Annotated in this window: 13 protein-coding genes; 9 read left to right on the top strand and 4 right to left on the bottom strand. The window is 56.8% G+C overall.

Annotation, left to right across the window (positions count from 1 at the left end):
* Window positions 1-4: 4 nt before the first annotated feature.
* The 4 genes from ACOSDM_RS13385 to ACOSDM_RS13370 all read right to left on the bottom strand — a co-directional run bounded on the left by ACOSDM_RS13385 (window position 5) and on the right by ACOSDM_RS13370 (window position 4,726).
* On the bottom strand, window positions 5-1,333 hold the full coding sequence (locus ACOSDM_RS13385) for a BCD family MFS transporter (protein ID WP_420725045.1): 1,329 nt from the start codon (window positions 1,331-1,333) through the stop codon (window positions 5-7).
* Window positions 1,334-2,248 carry a chlorophyll synthase ChlG gene (chlG, locus tag ACOSDM_RS13380; protein WP_420725044.1) on the bottom strand — a complete coding sequence of 305 codons (915 nt, stop codon included), beginning with the start codon at window positions 2,246-2,248 and terminating at the stop codon, window positions 1,334-1,336.
* Between the two features lie 115 nt (window positions 2,249-2,363).
* Window positions 2,364-3,791, bottom strand: coding sequence for a transcriptional regulator PpsR (gene ppsR, locus ACOSDM_RS13375; protein ID WP_420725043.1), 1,428 nt, complete (start codon window positions 3,789-3,791; stop codon window positions 2,364-2,366).
* 35 nt (window positions 3,792-3,826) lie between these two features.
* Complete coding sequence (locus ACOSDM_RS13370; protein ID WP_420725042.1) at window positions 3,827-4,726, bottom strand: cobalamin B12-binding domain-containing protein; 900 nt, start codon at window positions 4,724-4,726, stop codon at window positions 3,827-3,829.
* A 490-nt stretch (window positions 4,727-5,216) separates the two neighbouring features.
* Between ACOSDM_RS13370 and bchF the strand changes: the two genes are divergently transcribed.
* Genes bchF through puhB form a run of 9 tightly spaced genes read left to right on the top strand, consistent with a single transcriptional unit; the run spans window position 5,217 to window position 16,985 of the window.
* The gene (gene bchF, locus ACOSDM_RS13365) at window positions 5,217-5,771 is read left to right on the top strand and encodes a 2-vinyl bacteriochlorophyllide hydratase (protein ID WP_420725041.1); all 555 of its coding nucleotides are present in this window, start codon (window positions 5,217-5,219) and stop codon (window positions 5,769-5,771) included.
* Window positions 5,768-7,075 (top strand): ferredoxin:protochlorophyllide reductase (ATP-dependent) subunit N, encoded by a 1,308-nt coding sequence (locus ACOSDM_RS13360; RefSeq protein ID WP_420725040.1) that lies wholly within the window; start codon window positions 5,768-5,770, stop codon window positions 7,073-7,075. The genes bchF and ACOSDM_RS13360 overlap by 4 nt, the downstream gene beginning before the upstream one ends.
* A gap of 4 nt (window positions 7,076-7,079) precedes the next feature.
* Window positions 7,080-8,669 (top strand): ferredoxin:protochlorophyllide reductase (ATP-dependent) subunit B, encoded by a 1,590-nt coding sequence (bchB, locus tag ACOSDM_RS13355; RefSeq protein ID WP_420725039.1) that lies wholly within the window; start codon window positions 7,080-7,082, stop codon window positions 8,667-8,669.
* On the top strand, window positions 8,641-12,417 hold the full coding sequence (locus tag ACOSDM_RS13350; protein WP_420725038.1) for a magnesium chelatase subunit H: 3,777 nt from the start codon (window positions 8,641-8,643) through the stop codon (window positions 12,415-12,417). The genes bchB and ACOSDM_RS13350 overlap by 29 nt, the downstream gene beginning before the upstream one ends.
* A gap of 17 nt (window positions 12,418-12,434) precedes the next feature.
* Window positions 12,435-13,361: a ferredoxin:protochlorophyllide reductase (ATP-dependent) iron-sulfur ATP-binding protein gene (bchL, locus tag ACOSDM_RS13345; protein ID WP_420725252.1), complete on the top strand. Its 927-nt coding sequence runs from the start codon at window positions 12,435-12,437 to the stop codon at window positions 13,359-13,361.
* A gap of 14 nt (window positions 13,362-13,375) precedes the next feature.
* Window positions 13,376-14,074 (top strand): magnesium protoporphyrin IX methyltransferase, encoded by a 699-nt coding sequence (gene bchM / locus ACOSDM_RS13340; protein ID WP_420725037.1) that lies wholly within the window; start codon window positions 13,376-13,378, stop codon window positions 14,072-14,074.
* On the top strand, window positions 14,071-15,510 hold the full coding sequence (locus ACOSDM_RS13335; protein ID WP_420725036.1) for a BCD family MFS transporter: 1,440 nt from the start codon (window positions 14,071-14,073) through the stop codon (window positions 15,508-15,510). The genes bchM and ACOSDM_RS13335 overlap by 4 nt, the downstream gene beginning before the upstream one ends.
* Before the next feature lie 39 nt (window positions 15,511-15,549).
* Entirely contained in the window at window positions 15,550-16,326 is a 777-nt protein-coding gene (gene puhA / locus ACOSDM_RS13330; protein WP_420725035.1) for a photosynthetic reaction center subunit H, read from the top strand.
* Window positions 16,323-16,985: a photosynthetic complex putative assembly protein PuhB gene (puhB, locus tag ACOSDM_RS13325; protein ID WP_420725034.1), complete on the top strand. Its 663-nt coding sequence runs from the start codon at window positions 16,323-16,325 to the stop codon at window positions 16,983-16,985. The genes puhA and puhB overlap by 4 nt, the downstream gene beginning before the upstream one ends.
* Window positions 16,986-17,015: the final 30 nt, after the last annotated feature.

Below are 17,015 nucleotides of genomic sequence, written 5' to 3'. Positions count from 1 at the left end.
CCGCCTATTCTGCGGGGGCGGCCATAAAACGCTGTGCCGGACGATCCGGACTATCAATGCGCGCGGCCAAGATGGCCGAGATAAGAAACAGCACTCCCTCAAAAGCGAAAACACTGCCATAGGCAAGGGCTGGGTCCCGAAACACGGCCTGTGTGATATCGACCAGTATCGTTCCCATGAATCCGCCGATCCCAAAGGCAAGCGCCTGGGCTGCGCCCCAGACCCCCATGCGAATTCCTTCCCGCCCCGGACGGCCATACCCGGCCAGTTTCATCATCGATCCGATGGCGGCAACGGCGAAGGCCCCGTTTGCCAGCCCCAGCAGGAAGACGGCGATCTGTAGTGGGAAATCGGGACCGATACGTCCTGCCAGTGCCAGGCTGGTCATCATCACGCCAGATCCAATGCACCCCCAGACCGTCCACCCCTTTAAAGACCCGATCCAACGGCGTAAGGGGCTGCTGCCCGCCAATGCGACCAGGATCATGCCCAGAAAAACGCCGCCATGCTGCACGCCGGTCAGTTGTGTTGATTCGCCTGGCGTCATGCCAAAGACCAGCCCTGCGAAAGGCTCAAGGATCAGATCCTGGGTATTATAGGCAAGCATGGAAACAAAGACGAAAATTGAAAACCGGCGGGCCTCTGGTTCGGCCCATACTTCGGCAAAGACCTGCCGGAAGGGGGGCTTCTGGGATGGTTCTGATTGGTCTGCGGGAAATGAATTGGATCGTTCCAGCCGCCATGTCGCCAACAGGGTGACCAGTAAGGCGATGCCTGCGATGCTGGCGGCAACCGCGATCAGGCGTTCCGGGCTGAACGGGTCCAGCATTTTCCCTGCAATCGTGGCAGTGACTGCAATGCCCAGAATCATCATCAACCAGGTTATGGTGGCGGCCGCGGCCCGTCTGGCGGGGTCCACCTGTGTTGCCAGCAAGGCCAGCAGGGATGTTCCCGCCGCCCCGACACCGGCCCCGATCAACACGAAGCTGAACACGGCCAGCACCATGCCTGCCGTTGCGGCTGTTTGCATCCAGCCGGTTGCGATGGCAGCCAGCACGGCCCCGATGCCTAAAATCGCAACACCGCCGATAATCCAGTTTGTGCGCCTGGCCCCCATGTCAGAGCCATAGCCCCAGCGGGGGCGCGATAATTGAATGGCGTAATGCAGCGCGACCAGAGCCCCTGGCACCATGGCGGGCAGGGCCAGTTCCACGACCATGACGCGGTTATAGGTAGAGGTGGTTAAGACGACGATGGCCCCAAGCGCAGTCTGCACAAGGCCACACCGCAGAATATCAATCCATCCCATGCCGGATGATCGGGCCGTGCTCATCTACAGCCCTCCGTCCAACAGGTTTTGCAAGGCAAAGGCAGAGGCCATCATGCCGCTGACATACAGGCTGATGCCGGTTGCATTATACCAGGGCGCCTTTTCCCGGGGAGATTCCAATAGCTGGAACATCAGATAAATCTGAACCGTCAGCACCGCAGCGACCAACGCGCCAAACAGCGGCGCACCCCAGTAAATTAATAGGCCGATGACAACAACCTGCGGAATGCCCATGACCCAGCAGGCCAATCGGGCGGCCTTGTCCGTTCCCAGCATGGCGGGCAGGGACTTCAGGCCCATCTGGCGATCCCCATCGATGGATTTGAAATCATTCAGGGTCATGATGCCATGCGCCCCGATGCTGTAGAGCGCGGCGATCAGGATGATCTTGGTATCGGGCAGGGTTGCAGCCATGACAGCCGCACCAGTGAACCAGGGAAGCCCTTCATAACAGGCCCCCACGGCGGAATTTCCCCACCAGCCATTGCGCTTTAACCGGAACGGGGGCGCGCTATAGGCCCAGGCCAGTGCCATGCCGATACAGGCAGCGGAAAAAACCCAAATCCCAAGACTGTAGGCGACGACCAGCGACAGCACCGTCCAGACCAGCGCCATATACAGGCCCCAGCGTCCGGGGACGCGACCGGATGGAATAGGGCGTCCGGGTTCATTGATGGCATCGACATGACGGTCGAACCAGTCATTTACAACCTGACTGGTGCCACAAACCAGAGGGCCTGCCAGCAATATGCCCAGCAAGATGACGTCCCATCGTTCCATGAAAGGGACAGGGGAAGAAACAGCGCCACAGGCAAAGGCCCACATCGGCGGAAACCAGGTGATTGGCTTCAGCAATTCCAACAACGCGCCGGGCGTTGGCAGGGATGATTGTGCTTTCAAGGCAATCTGTTCTGTCATGCAATCAGCCTAGGGCTGAGACAGAATTATGTCAATCTAAGTTGACAATAAAATGTAAATTTAAAATGACACACAGGGTAAGGATTTCGACGACAATGATAGCGCTTTTCAGCCCTCATTCCCGTTGGCTCAGGCCATGCCGGCGCAGCTTCACATACAAGCTTTGGCGGCTCAACCCCAGCATTTCCGCAGCAGAGGCACGATTGTCACCGGTTAGTTCCAGGGCCGCCTCAATGCACATGCTTTCGATAATGTCCGTCGATTCCTGTACCAGGTCTTTCAGCGGCACTCGTCCGACCAGTTTGGACAATTGCTCAACCGACCGGGGGCCTGTTCCAGCTCGGGTTTCCGGCAAGGTGACGCGCCCTTCCAGATTGCGAATGATAAAGCCGATACAGGGAATTTCACCCTCTTCAACCGAAACGGCAGAAATTTCGATATCGATTGAACTGCCAAATTCATTACGCAATACGGTGGCGAAGAACCGGACAGAACCATGCTCTTTCAAATTCGCCATCAGGACATTCAGGTCAACGGAGGACCGACCGATCCATCGATTGATCGCACGTCCCTTGATCTGTTCTTCCGTGCCGACCTGGGCCATATCCAGAAAGGCGTCATTTGCCTTCAGGATTTCACCATTCATATCGGTGACGACAAACCCTTCCGGCAGCGTTTCCATCACATTCTGAACGACATTGCTGCTATGGGACGATGCCTCGCCCGCTGACGTCGCATCCTTTGAAACCAGTCGGATCAGAAAGAATGAATTGCCATCCTGACGGAAGAACGATCCGGCCAGTGTCAGGTCGGCATGGCTTTCCGCCGTCACAGCCGATATTGTTTCACCCGTCGCGCCGTCGCGAATCTTGGTAACAAGATCCTGCACCCGGCCTCGGCTTTCGCTGTCAAAAGCGGAAGCAACGGAACTGCCGACCAGCCGCTTTTCCTCACGCGATAACAGTTTGCATGCTGCGGGATTGGCTTCGACAATTTTATTGGTCGTGGCATCCAGAATAAGAATTGCTTCGGATGCCAATTGGAATAGCAGGCGATAGCGGGTTTCGGCCCGGCGCATGCGCGCATATTCCCGTTCCATCGACATCTGGGCTTCGACCAGACGTTGCTGCATTTCCGCCATGGCCTGCATGTTGCGGCCAATTGCCAGAACCCGACCATCCCCCAGCGAGATGGTGGCATACCGGACGGGAATTTCCGTACCATTGTCTGTCTTATGGGTGATTTGTCGCCATCTCAGTGCCGCAGCATTTGCAGCGCTTTCCAGCATATCCTTCAGTTTTGGTTTGCTTTCAATAGTGACAACATCAAACCAAGATTTGCCCAGCCATTGATCAAAACCAAATTGGGTAAGGTCTTCTGAGCCGCCTGCCAGATCGCGAATCGTGCCATCGCTGTCCATCACCAATGTAATATCGGCCGCAGCGGCGACAACGGACCCGGCTTGTTGTGGGTTAAGGCTTAGCAGCATGGGTTTGGCGGAGGGGGTTCCGCCATTCATGCTGCTGTCTGCTCGCGTGTCCATCCTCAACCCTTTTCTTGTGATGGCTTTCGCCACCATTACCCTCGCATTGCTACGCCACAAAGTGCATTTGCGATTGAGACGGCTTCCCGACCGTCAGAAGCAGTTCCATCTGCGCCAATTCTCTCCACCAAGACCGGGTCATCGCGGAAACAACGGCCTCCTACAAGTATTCGAACATCTCTATTCTTGGAAACCCTATAAAGACTACGGACATCCGATGCAAGTTGATCCAACAAATCGTCTCGTCCGGTGGAAAAGCCAATAATGGAGAATTCTTCCATAGAGGCCAGCTCCAGTAATTCTTCTGACGATTCCAAAACGCATGTCACGACGTCCCAGCCACCGCGGCGGAAAAATTCCTCCACCATAAAGACACCGAATGTATGCTGGTCTCCCGGTACCGATGCCAATAAGGCGCGGTGCCCAACCGATAGCTCATCCAGTGTGGTGTCTGTGCTTGGGCTCAACTCTCTTAGAATCTGTTGCAGGCGGGACAGCCCAACCGTCACATCCGCAAAATTGACTGTATCTTCTTCCCACATTGTCCCCAGATTTCTTGCCGCCGGGGCCAGTAAATCCAGGAAAACCGATTCCAGCTTCATCCCCTGGCTCTGTATCGCCTCTATGTAAGAGAAGGCGATGGGGACCTCTTGTTTCAAGATCAATTGACAAAAGTCTTTTATCTCTGCGTCGTCCAGAGTGGCCGCCACTGGCGGATCCTGATAGGCCTCCACGCCAACCGATACACTATGCGCGACCATCAGGCGCGGAATGATTTCTGCTTCAATGACAAGATCTAGGCGTGATTTCTGTGCACCATTATTTGATGTCGTCACCCGTCGTCTATCGCGGTTTACCGCGATCCCCCCAAGGCCAAATCGGCCTTCTACTCGATCGTCTTGTGCGATCGTGCTACGCAGCATTAGGCTCGCCATTTCTGACCTCCCGTATAGTTGGAATCGCGCCCCGGGAGCGGGAACATGGTCTGCCAATCACTGCTGTTTGAATTGGTCGGGTTGTATTTTTCCTGGGTCAGCCTGATTTTTTCGGGGCTGTTTTCCAGGAATTGCCTGTGTCAGGCAACCTCTTTCCCAATCCGCGTTCGTTTCCAGTAATTAGTTAACCACACTTTATGGTGAATGCAGAAGCAGGATTTTCCTGAATCGTCATCCGTGACGAAAATTTCTGGTGGCGCGCCTTCTTAGACTTCCTAACAAGCCGTCCTATAACGTCATCCACCCGAATTTTAATGCCGTCAGTCCTACCAAAACGCGATACGGGCGCCTCCCTTTGGCGCTGTCTGTCGACTGTACACCAATAAAATTCAGAATGTAAGTTTTCTTTTACGTCAACTTTAATTGACACTCGCGCCTATTCCGATTTAGACTTGTCGGTAATAAGGCGACATGCAGGAGAAGCAGGCCGATGAAAACAGGCTATAAGCCAAATAGGGTGGTGCGGGAGCTTTACACGCCAGAACAGCGCAAACGTCGTGATGCGTCGGTTTGGACGCTGGTCCAAGGTGTTCTGGCGCCAGCGCAATTCGTTATCTTCCTGGTCAGCCTGTATTTTGTTCTCGCCTATCTTGCGACGGGGCAGGGCTATGAGATCGCCACCGCGTCCGTCGTGGTCAAGACTTTCGCGCTATACACAATCATGATTACCGGATCGATCTGGGAAAAGGTCGTGTTCGGTGAATGGCTTTTTGCCAAGGCTTTCTTCTGGGAAGATGTGTTCAGCATGTTGGTGCTGGCGTTGCACACTGCCTATCTGGCAATGGTGTTTTTTGGTCTGGCAACGCCTTTTGAGCTGATGCTTCTGGCTTTGGCGGCCTATGCGACCTACGTCATCAACGCCGCGCAATTCATCTGGAAATTGCGGGCCGCGCGCCTTCAGCATGCAAGACTTCAGGCGCAACCGGCACGCACTGAAACAGACACGAATAAGGCTTTCCCCGATCAGTTGAGGATAGCCTTATGAGCAGTTCTGTTCTGGACCAACCAATCGCCTGCACCACGGCACCCGCACTTCGGCAGGATTCAGAAAAGCCTGTGATCCGGGAGCGGGGGCAGCGGGAAGTCTTCTGTGGACTGACCGGAATTGTCTGGCTGCATCGTAAAATCCAGGACGCTTTCTTTCTGGTGGTCGGGTCGCGAACCTGTGCGCATCTGATCCAATCAGCCGCCGGCGTGATGATCTTTGCGGAACCCCGGTTTGGTACGGCGATCATTGACGAGCGGGATTTGGCCGGTCTGGCCGATATGAATGAAGAATTGGACCGGGTGGTAACGCGCCTGTTGCAGCGCCGCCCGGATATCAAACTGCTGTTCCTTGTCGGATCCTGTCCTTCAGAAGTGATCAAGCTGGACCTGTCCCGCGCGGCGCAACGGTTGTCGCGCCAATATATGCCAGATGTCCGAATCCTGAATTATTCTGGCAGTGGGATCGAAACCACGTTCACTCAGGGGGAAGACGCCTGTCTGGCCTCTCTGGTTCCGGAATTGCCGATGGAAGACGCCGATGCGCCCGCCTCGTTGATGATCGTGGGGTCGTTGGCGGATGTGGTGGAAGATCAATTCCGTCGTTTGTTCGAAGAATTGGGGATTGGTCCTGTTTATTTTCTGCCGCCGCGCAACAGCCGCTATCTGCCGCCGGTTGGCCCCAATACCCGATATCTTCTGGCCCAGCCCTTTTTGGGCGATACCGGTCGGATATTGGAAGATCGCGGCGCCAAACGACTTTCAGCGCCATTCCCTTTGGGCGCGGAAGGAACAACGCGGTGGCTGAAAGCTGCGGCACAGGCATTTGCTGTCGATCCGGAGCATTTCCAGAAGGTTGTCGCACCGGGGCAGGAACGGGCCCGGGTTGCTGTTGACCGCCAGAAGAAAACGCTGGGCGGGAAGAGTGTTTTCTTTTTCCCGGATTCTCAATTGGAGCCGCCGCTGGCCCGATTCCTGGCCCGTGAATTGGACATGAAACTGATCGAAGTCGGTACCCCCTTCCTGCATCGCCAGCACCTGGAACAGGAACTTGATCTGTTGCCGGAGGGTGTGCAGTTGAGCGAAGGGCAGGATGTTGAGAAGCAATTGGACCGATGCCGCGACAGCAATCCGGACCTGATCGTCTGTGGTCTTGGTCTGGCCAACCCGTTAGAGGCGGAAGGCCGCGCTACGAAATGGTCCATCGAACTGGTCTTTACGCCGATCCAGGGCTTTGAGCAGGCGGGCGATCTGGCAGAACTTTTCGCGCGCCCCCTGGTGCGCCGCACCCGGCTGGAGGTCTGACGCGATGCAACTGACCGTCTGGACATATGAAGGCCCGCCCCATGTTGGGGCAATGCGCATCGCAACTGCAATGCAGGACGTTCATTATGTTCTGCATGCGCCGCAGGGGGATACCTATGCGGATCTGTTGTTCACGATGATTGAACGCCGCCAGAAACGCCCGCCGGTCACCTATACGACGTTCCAGGCCCGCGATCTGGGAACGGATACAGCGGAACTGTTCAAATCTGCCATGGCCGAGGCCTATGAGCGGTTCAAGCCAGCGGCTATGCTGGTAGGATCTTCCTGCACCGCTGAATTAATTCAGGACGATCCTGCGGGTCTTGCGAAAGCCCTAAATCTGCCCATTCCTGTGGTTCCCCTGGAACTGCCATCTTATCAGCGTAAGGAAAACTGGGGCGCGTCGGAAACCTTTTATCATCTGGTGCGCGGACTTGCCGGGGCGAAGGCCCCGGAAGCCGGTTGGCAGCGCCCTGCACGCCCACAGGGACAGCGCCCACGCTGTAACCTGCTGGGCCCAACGGCATTGGGTTTCCGTCACCGCGATGACATAACCGAAATCACGCGGCTGCTGACATCATTGGGGGTAGAGGTTGCATGCGTCGCGCCAATGGATGCGACTGCGGCTGATATTCAGAATTTGGGTGATGCGGATTTCAACGTCGTACTGTATCCGGAAATCGCTGAAACAGCAGCGAAATGGCTGCACCGCACCTTCAAGCAACCCTATACACGGACGGTGCCGATTGGCGTTGGCGCAACACGCGATTTCATCGCGGAAGTCGCAGAAATAGCCGATATCGACCCAAGTGAGGTTTTGGCCCAATCCCCGACACGGCTGCCGTGGTATTCCCGGTCTGTGGATTCGAATTACCTGACCGGCAAGCGGGTTTTCATCTTCGGTGATGCGACCCATGCCATTGCTGCTGCTCGTATCGCAGATAAGGAATTCGGCTTTAACGTTGTGGGTCTGGGCACCTATAGCCGGGAGCAGGCGCGCGATGTCCGTGATGCCGCGAAACTATACGGTCTGGAAGCACTTATCAGCGACGATTATCTGGAAGTCGAAGCTGCCATCGAAGCGCTGGAGCCGGAAATGGTTCTGGGGTCCCAGATGGAGCGCCATATTGCCAAGCGGTTGGGGATTGGCTGTGCGGTGATTTCCGCCCCGGTTCATGTTCAGGATTTCCCGGCGCGTTACTCCCCTCAGATGGGATTTGAAGGCGCGAATGTCATTTTTGATAGCTGGGTGCATCCCCTGATGATGGGGCTGGAAGAACATCTGCTGGGCATGTTCCGGGAAGATTTCGAATTTCATGGCGATGCGCAGGCGTCGCATCTGGGACATGGCGCGGTGAAAGAGCGCCCGGAAACCCAGGACCCGATTTCCCCCTCTCCAGCAGGCGACAGTACGGCGACCCTTACAGAATGGACCGCAGACTGGCTGCCAGATGCAGAAGCAGAGTTGAAGAAAATACCCTTTTTCGTGCGGGGCAAGGCACGGAAGAACACAGAGCTTTACGCGCGGGAAAAGGGCATTTCCCCGATCACTTTAGAGACATTGTATGATGCAAAAGCGCATTTCGGACGGTAACGCCGTCCCGATCAATGTTGTGATTATCGGCCTCGACAGCGTGTTGCGCGGGGCGATGGACCGCGCCCGTCCGGTCCTTGAGCAAGAATTGCCCGGCCTTAACCTGAAATTCCATGCCGCCGTTGATTGGGACAAATCGGAAAAGGCCTTGGCATCCTGCCGGGCGGATATCGCAACGGGGGATATCATTCTGGTGGCGATGCTGTTTGTTGAAAACCAGATCCAGGCCGTTATGCCTGATCTGATGGCCCGCCGGGAAAATTGTGATGCGATGATTGCCTGCATGTCTGCGGCAGAAATCGTGAAGCTGACACGCCTGGGCCGGTTCGACATGCAGGCAAAGCCGTCAGCTGCAATCAATCTGTTGAAAAAGCTGAAAGGGTCCGGTGGCCAGAAAGACCGGAAATGCAATCAGCCGATCCCCTGTAAGTCGCAACAGGCCTGTCGCGGATTGTGTAATTCCGGCGAAAACCGGATGGCGATGCTGCGTCGGCTGCCAGCCATTTTGAAATATATTCCAGGTTCCGCCCAGGATGTGCGGGCCTATTTCATGGTCATGCAATACTGGCTGGCCTGCAGTGATGTGAACCTGGCCAGCCTGGTTCGCTTCCTGATCCAGACCTGCGCGGCGGGGGATCGGTTACCCTTGCGCAGCATGGTTCAGGCGGCCCCGCCTATCGATTATCCAGATGTTGGTCTGTATCACCCCAGATTGGGCGCGCGCACTGTCACGGAAGTTGCAGATCTGCCGGAAATGGCCGTGCCCGAAAAAGGCCGCGTCGGTTTGATCCTGTTGCGCTCCTACGTGCTGGCAGGCGATGCCGGCCATTATGACGGCGTGATTACGGCGCTGGAACGGCGCGGTCTGCGGGCGATCCCTGCTTTTGCCAATGGTCTGGATTCGCGCCCGGCGGTGGAGAAGTTCTTCCAAAAGGATGGCACGGCGACGGTGGATGCGATGATCTGCCTGACCGGGTTCTCTCTGGTTGGTGGGCCAGCTTATAATGACTCCGTCGCCGCATCGAAAATGCTGGATGGATTAAATGTACCCTGCCTGTCGGGCCATGCGCTGGAATTCCAGACCCTGGATCAGTGGCGTGGGTCGGATCAGGGATTGATGCCATTTGAGGCAACGATCATGGTCGCGATCCCTGAACTGGATGGTGTGATCGCGCCCAGTGTCTATGGCGGGCGCCGCGGTGGAGAAGTGGAAGGCGGCAGTTCCATGGTCGCTGATCCGGTCCAGGTCGATGTCATGGTCCGCCGGGTCGAAAAGATCGTATCCCTGCGCCAGACCGAACGGGCGAAGAAGAAAATCGCGGTTGTTCTGTTCAATTTCCCCCCAAATTCCGGGGCGACGGGAACTGCGGCCTTCCTGTCTGTATTCGAATCCCTGTTCAACACGCTGACGGAAATGAAGGCCCAGGGATACAAAGTGGGCGATCTGCCTCAGGATGCCGACGCCCTGCGCGCACTGGTTCTCAGCGGGAACAGCGACAGATACGGAACCGATGCCAATGTCCATGCGACGATATCGGTCGATGATCACGTTCGGAATGAACCCTATCTGAAACAGATCGAAGCCTGTTGGGGGCCCGCGCCGGGTCGGCAATTGACCGATGGTCGGTCCCTTTTCGTGCTGGGCATGCAGTTCGGCAATGTCCTGGTCGCGGTTCAGCCGGGTTTTGGCTATGAAGGGGATCCGATGCGGATGCTCTTTGAAAAAGACTTCGCCCCGACCCATGCCTTTTCCGCCTTCTATCGCTATCTGCGGGAAGAGTTCCAGGCCGATGCGGCGCTGCATTTTGGCACCCATGGTGCCTTGGAATTCATGCCGGGCAAACAGGCGGGCATGTCGGCAACCTGCTGGCCGGAACGGCTGATCGGGTCCATGCCGAATTTCTATCTGTATGCCGCAAACAACCCGTCAGAAGGGACGATTGCCAAGCGCCGGTCCGCTGCGACGTTGATCAGCTATATGACCCCACCGGTACATAAGGCAGGTCTGTATAAAGGGCTGATCGATTTGAAGGCCTCGCTGGATCGGTGGCGGTCGTCACATCCAGATGACGTCGAATCGCGCATGGGTCTGGCGGAAATCATTCAAAGTCAGGCTGTCGCCCTGGACCTGGCGGAAGACCACCCACAGTGGGGCGTTTCCTCCGAACCGGAAATCTTTGAATTACAGACCCGGTTGCGGGAATTGGAAGCGACCCTGATCCCGGATGGTCTGCATATTGTCGGCCAGGGCATGTCACAAGACGCCCGTATAGATCTGTTGGAATTGATGAGCCAGTCGGCCTATGACCAGGCCCTGCCGCGCAGTGCCATTCAGGCGATTGTTGCCGGGGCGGATGCCAAGGCGGCGGCGAAAATGGCCGGATTATCTGGATCCGCTGAAGAAATGGCGGCTTTGGCGGGCTTGGTTCGGTCAAATGCTCTGCTGGCAAAAGATCATGAACTGGGTGCCCTAATCCATGCCCTGGACGGCGGTTATGTGCGGCCTGTTCCGGGAGGCGATATCCTGCGCACGCCTGAAATCATACCAACCGGGCGGAATCTTCATGGCTTCGACCCCTTCCGCCTGCCCAGCGCCTTTGCGGTTGAAGATGGGGCGCGGCAAGCAACACGCTTGATCGAACGCCATGTGGCTGACGGCAATGGCTTCCCGGAATCGGTCGCCATGGTTCTGTGGGGTACCGACAATCTGAAAAGCGAAGGTGGGCCGATTGGTCAGGCCCTGGCATTGTTTGGGGCTAAACCCCGCTTTGACAGTTTCGGGCGTTTGGTTGGGGCCTCTTTGATCCCGCTGGAAGAGCTTGGGCGTCCCCGGATTGATGTTGTTATGACCCTGTCTGGCATCTTCCGGGATCTGTTGCCCTTGCAGACCAAGTTGTTGGCGCAAGCAGCCCTTATGGCATCCAAGGCGGATGAGCCGCTGGATATGAATTTCGTTCGCAAGCATTCGCTGGCCTATCAGGTGGAAAAGGGCTGCGACATGGACACGGCAGCCCTGCGCGTGTTCAGCAATTCCGATGGCAATTATGGTTCCAACGTTAATGGTCTGGTCGGCAGCGGCCAATGGCAGGACGAAGGCGAACTGGGCGCCATGTTCACGGAACATAAAAGCTTCGCCTATGGCGTGAATGGCAGCCCGCAGCCGCAAAAGGCATTGATGAATACGATGCTGGCCGGTGTGCAACTGGCCTATCAAAATCTGGAATCGGTGGAAGTGGGTGTGACCACCATCGATCATTACTTTGATACGCTGGGCGGCATTACCAGGGCCGCAAAAACCGCCTCCGGCGGCGTGGGCATTCCCGTCTATATCGGGGATCAGACCAGCAATGACGGCAAAATCCGTACATTGACGGAACAGGTTTCCCTGGAAGCGCGCACCCGCATGCTGAACCCGACCTGGTATGAAGGCATGCTGAAGCATGGCTATGAAGGCGTGCGCGAGATTGAAGCCTGCGTCACCAACACACTGGGCTGGTCGGCGACGACCGGTCAAGTCACCCCCTGGGTCTTTAAACAGATCACAGAAACATACGTCCTGGATCCAGACATGCGTCGCCGGATGGCGGAGCTTAATCCAAAGGCATCGGCGCGCGTCGCCAACCGTCTGCTGGAAGCGCATGAGCGCAATTACTGGACACCAGATCCCGAAACGCTCGCTGCCCTTCAGGCAGCGGGAGACGAGTTGGAAGACCGGCTCGAAGGCATTAACGCGGAGGCAGCGGCATGAGTTTTGTACTCGACACAATGAAGCGCGACGGATCGACCCTAGCGAAATCGACGGTGGCCAAGCCTCAAGGATTGCGCCGTGGCATGGATGGCGATGGCAGCGTTCAGGTGCATCTGGACCCGGCCATGCAGATTGACACGGCCAAGGTCTTTTCCGTCTATGGCAAGGGGGGGATTGGGAAATCAACGACATCTTCCAACCTGTCGGTTGCTTTTTCAAAGCTGGGCCTGCGGGTGCTGCAGATCGGCTGTGATCCCAAGCATGACTCCACCTTCACCCTGACCAAAAAACTGCAACCCACCGTGATTGATGCGCTGGAGCAGGTTGATTTCCATGCCGAAGAGCTGCGCATCGAAGATTTCGTTTTCGAAGGCTATAACGGTGTGATGTGTGTGGAGGCCGGTGGCCCGCCCGCTGGCACCGGCTGTGGCGGCTATGTCGTCGGCCAGACCGTAAAACTGCTGAAGGAACATCATCTGCTGGAAGATACCGATGTGGTGATCTTCGATGTGTTGGGTGATGTGGTTTGCGGCGGATTTGCCGCGCCGCTGCAGCATGCCGAACGCGCGGTGATCGTGACTGCGAATGACTTTGACTCGATCTTTGCGATGAACCGCATTGTCCAGGCGATCAATGCCAAGGCCAAGAATTATGATGTTCGCGTCGGCGGCGTCATCGCCAATCGCAGCGATGCCACCGATGAGATAGACCGCTTCAACGCGGCCGTGGGCCTGAAGACCCTGGCCCATTTCCCACAATTGGATGTCATTCGTCGCAGCCGATTGAAGAAAAGTGTGCTGTTTGAAATGGAACCATCGCCGGAACTTGAGGCGGTTCAGAACGAGTATATGAAGCTGGCTGCTACTTTGTATGCCGGGGTGGAACCGCTGGATGCGATCCCGATGAAGGACCGCGATATTTTTGACTTTCTGGGCTTTGATTGAGAAAGGCCGGACCAATGGAAACCGGAACCTATATTGCACGCCGGGGTCAGTTAGAGACCTATTTTGATCGCACTGCGGTTGAAGCCTGGGCGAAGCTGACCACCGATGCCCCGGTCAGCAAGATCCGCGCGACCGTTCGGGCTGGTCGGGATCAGATTCGCAATGCCCTGCTGTCCTGGTTGCCACAAGATTTGACTGGTGTGACAATCCTGGATGCAGGCTGTGGCACCGGTGCTCTGTCGATAGAGGCGGCCAGACGGGGCGCGGATGTGACGGCAATTGATCTGTCCCCGACCCTGGTGGAATTGGCGCGGGAGCGCGCACCGACGGATCTGGCGGGCACCGTGGCCTGGTTGTCTGGCGATATGCTGTCCCCTGATCTGGGGTCATTTGATCATGTCGTCGGGATGGACAGTATGATCCATTATAAGGCCGCAGATATGGCAGCGATGCTGGCTGGTTTGGCCAAGCGCACACGCAAGTCGATCCTGTTCACCCATGCGCCGCGCACCCCGATGCTGACAGTGATGCATGCGGTCGGGCGGATGTTTCCGCAAGGCAACCGCGCACCCTTCATTGAGCCGATCAGCAACACCAAAATCCGTCAGTTATTCCTGGCCCGTCCTGAAATTCAGGGATGGAGCACTGGGCGTGATTTGCGGGTTACGACCGGATTTTACATGTCCCACGCACAGGAGCTTGTGGTGCGATGAAACGCAGCCGGGTCAAAAAGATTCAGCGGTTCTGGTCTCAGTTAGGACCAAAATATCTGCCTTTCGCGGATGCCGCCTCAACGGAACTACCACTGGGTCGCCTGTTGCGCTTATCCCTGTTTCAGATCAGCGTTGGATTGGCAGCCGTGCTGCTGACCGGGACATTGAACCGCGTAATGATCGTTGAATTAAATGTGCCGGCCTGGGTTGTGGCGGTGATGGTCTCCCTGCCCCTATTGGTTGCCCCGTTCCGGGCTTTGATCGGGTTTAAGTCCGATACCTATAAATCCTATCTGGGCGTTCGGCGCCTGCCTTATATCTGGTACGGGTCGCTGTTGCAGTTTGGCGGCTTGGCGATCATGCCCTTCGCACTGTTGGTTCTGTCGGGTGATGTGCGCGGCGGGCCGCAGGAGCTTGGCGTCGTTGGCGCAGCCCTGGCCTTCCTGATGGTTGGCCTGGGCATGCATACGACCCAGACTGCCGGTCTGGCGCTGGCGACAGACATTTCCCCGGAAGACAAGCGCCCCCGCGTTGTGGCGCTGCTGTATGTCATGCTGTTGGTCGGCATGGTCGGGGCGTCTTTGGTCTATGGCTTTCTGTTGCAGAATTATAATCCAAAACTGCTGATCCAACTGGTTCAGGGCGCAGCGGCGGTGACCGTCGTCTTGAACCTGATTGCGGTCTGGAAACAGGAAACCCGCGATCCGGCACAAACCGCACCTGATCTGGAACGCCCCAGTTTTAAGGAAAGCTGGAACGAATTTCTGGCGGCGGGTCGGGTGAAGCGTCTGTTGATTGCGGTTGGTTTGGGAACCGCCGCCTTTAGTATGCAGGATATCCTGTTAGAGCCCTATGGCGGCGAAATCCTGGGTCTCAGCGTCAGTGCAACCACTTTGTTGACGGCATTGCTGGCGGGGGGGACCCTGTTGGGTCTGGCCTATTCGGCACGCAAATTGGGCCAGGGCGGTGACGTGCATCGGTTGGCTGGGTTCGGTGCGGTAATAGGTGTTTTTGCCTTTTCCGCTGTAATTTTCTCTGCGCCGTTTCATTCGCCGACCTTGTTCCGCATCGGCACGTTTATGATTGGTGTGGGCGGCGGGCTGTTTGTCACAGGAACATTAACGGCGGCGATGGCCCTTGCACGGGATGGCTACAGCGGTCTGGCGCTGGGGGCTTGGGGCGCGGTGACCGCGACCGCAACCGGTGTCGCCGCCTTCCTGGGCGGGGCATTGCGGGACTTTGTCGGCACATTGTCTGCCAAGGGTGCTTTGGGTGTGGCCCTGACCGATCCGTCGGTGGGGTATTCGGTCGTCTATCATTTAGAAATTTTGCTGTTGTTTGCCACGCTGGCGGCGATCGGGCCGTTGGTCAATTACCGGTCTGAAAAGTCCGTACCTGTTGGAACAAAATTTGGCCTGGTTCAATTTCCGGGCTAGCCGAGAGCGGCTTAGACCATAAAGAAAGGGAGGTTTCCCATGGAAGTCGGAGCGATAACAGGATACATCGATGCAGCGCAGATCGTGCTGTATGTATTCTGGGTATTCTTTGCATTTTTGGTTCTCCATCTGCATCAGGAAAGCAAGCGGGAAGGTTATCCGCTGCAGAATGATCTGACGGAGCGCAATCCCCGCGCGTCCAGTCGGGGTTATCCCGATGTACCATCCCCCAAGACCTTCCGTATGGCGGATGGGTCTACGGTGATGGCCCCCAATGGCCTGTCTGATGATCGCCCGATAGCAGCCAAGCCGTCGGCCGGTCATCCTGGTGCACCCCTGGTTCCCACCGGCAATCCGATGGTCGACGGGGTTGGTCCCGCTGCCTATGCGCAGCGTCAGGATATTCCAGACGCCGCGATCGACGGGTCTCCAAAACTGAAGCCGCTGCGGATCGCGGGCAGCTTCCATGTGGATGAAGATGATCCTGATCCCCGTGGCATGGATGTTGTCGGGGCCGATGGCGTTGTTGGTGGCACGGTTGCCGATATCTGGGTCGATACCGGCGAATACATCATTCGTTATCTGGAAGTCGATGTCCCAGGTGCGGGCATGCGTCTGTTGCCGATGACCCTGTCGCGGGTCGATGCCAAGCGCCGGCAGATCAAGGTCAAATCGATCCTGGGTGGACATTTCGTTCAGGTTCCCGCGACCAAGAATCCAGATGTGGTGACACGCCTGGAAGAAGATAAGATCTGTGGCTTCTATGGCGGCGGCACCCTGTATGCGACGCCGTCCCGGTCGGAGCCGTTGCTATGAAATCGGCCCCTGTCATTGGCGAGCACGAGTTTGAACCCGTAGAGGGCCTGCCGGAAGCCCCGCCGGAGGATGAGCGCATCCTGTGGCGGGGCAAGCCGAGCTGGACCGGGCTTGCCTATCGCGTCTTTCATGTTCGAAAGGTTGCGATCTATTTCGCCATCCTGCTGGCCTGGGGCGCGGCCTCTGGGTATCATGATGGGCAGACATTGGCAGATGTCGGCAGGACTTTTGCGATGATGGCCCCCATCGCGGCGGTGACGGTTGGTGTTCTGTGTTTGCTGGCATGGTTCTATGCCCGCACCACGGTCTACACGATCACGTCAAAGCGACTGGTGATGCGGTTCGGCATGGCCCTGACGCTGACGGTTAATTTGCCATTCTCTCTCGTTAAATCTGCAGATATGCGAATTTGCGGGGATGGGACAGGGGATCTGCCTCTGGATTTCGGGGGACAGCATCGGGTTGGCTATATTCACATGTGGCCCTTTGTTCGTCCGATGAAATTTGCTCGTCCGCAGCCAATGCTGCGTGCAGTGAAGAATCCAGAAAAAGTGGCACAGCTATTGGCTGACGCGATTGCTGGCAACCCTGTCACCTTCATGGAAGAGAAGACAGAAGCCCAGCAAGCGCCAGGCATGATGCCGGAACCAGCGGAGTAGAGCTTGATGACTCCGCGTCACGCTAAAGGA

This window comes from Hwanghaeella sp. LZ110 (assembly GCF_048892525.1).
In the GTDB taxonomy this organism is placed as follows: Bacteria; Pseudomonadota; Alphaproteobacteria; order UBA8366; family Aestuariispiraceae; genus Pacificispira.
This window is presented reverse-complemented; position numbering and strand designations above follow the sequence as displayed.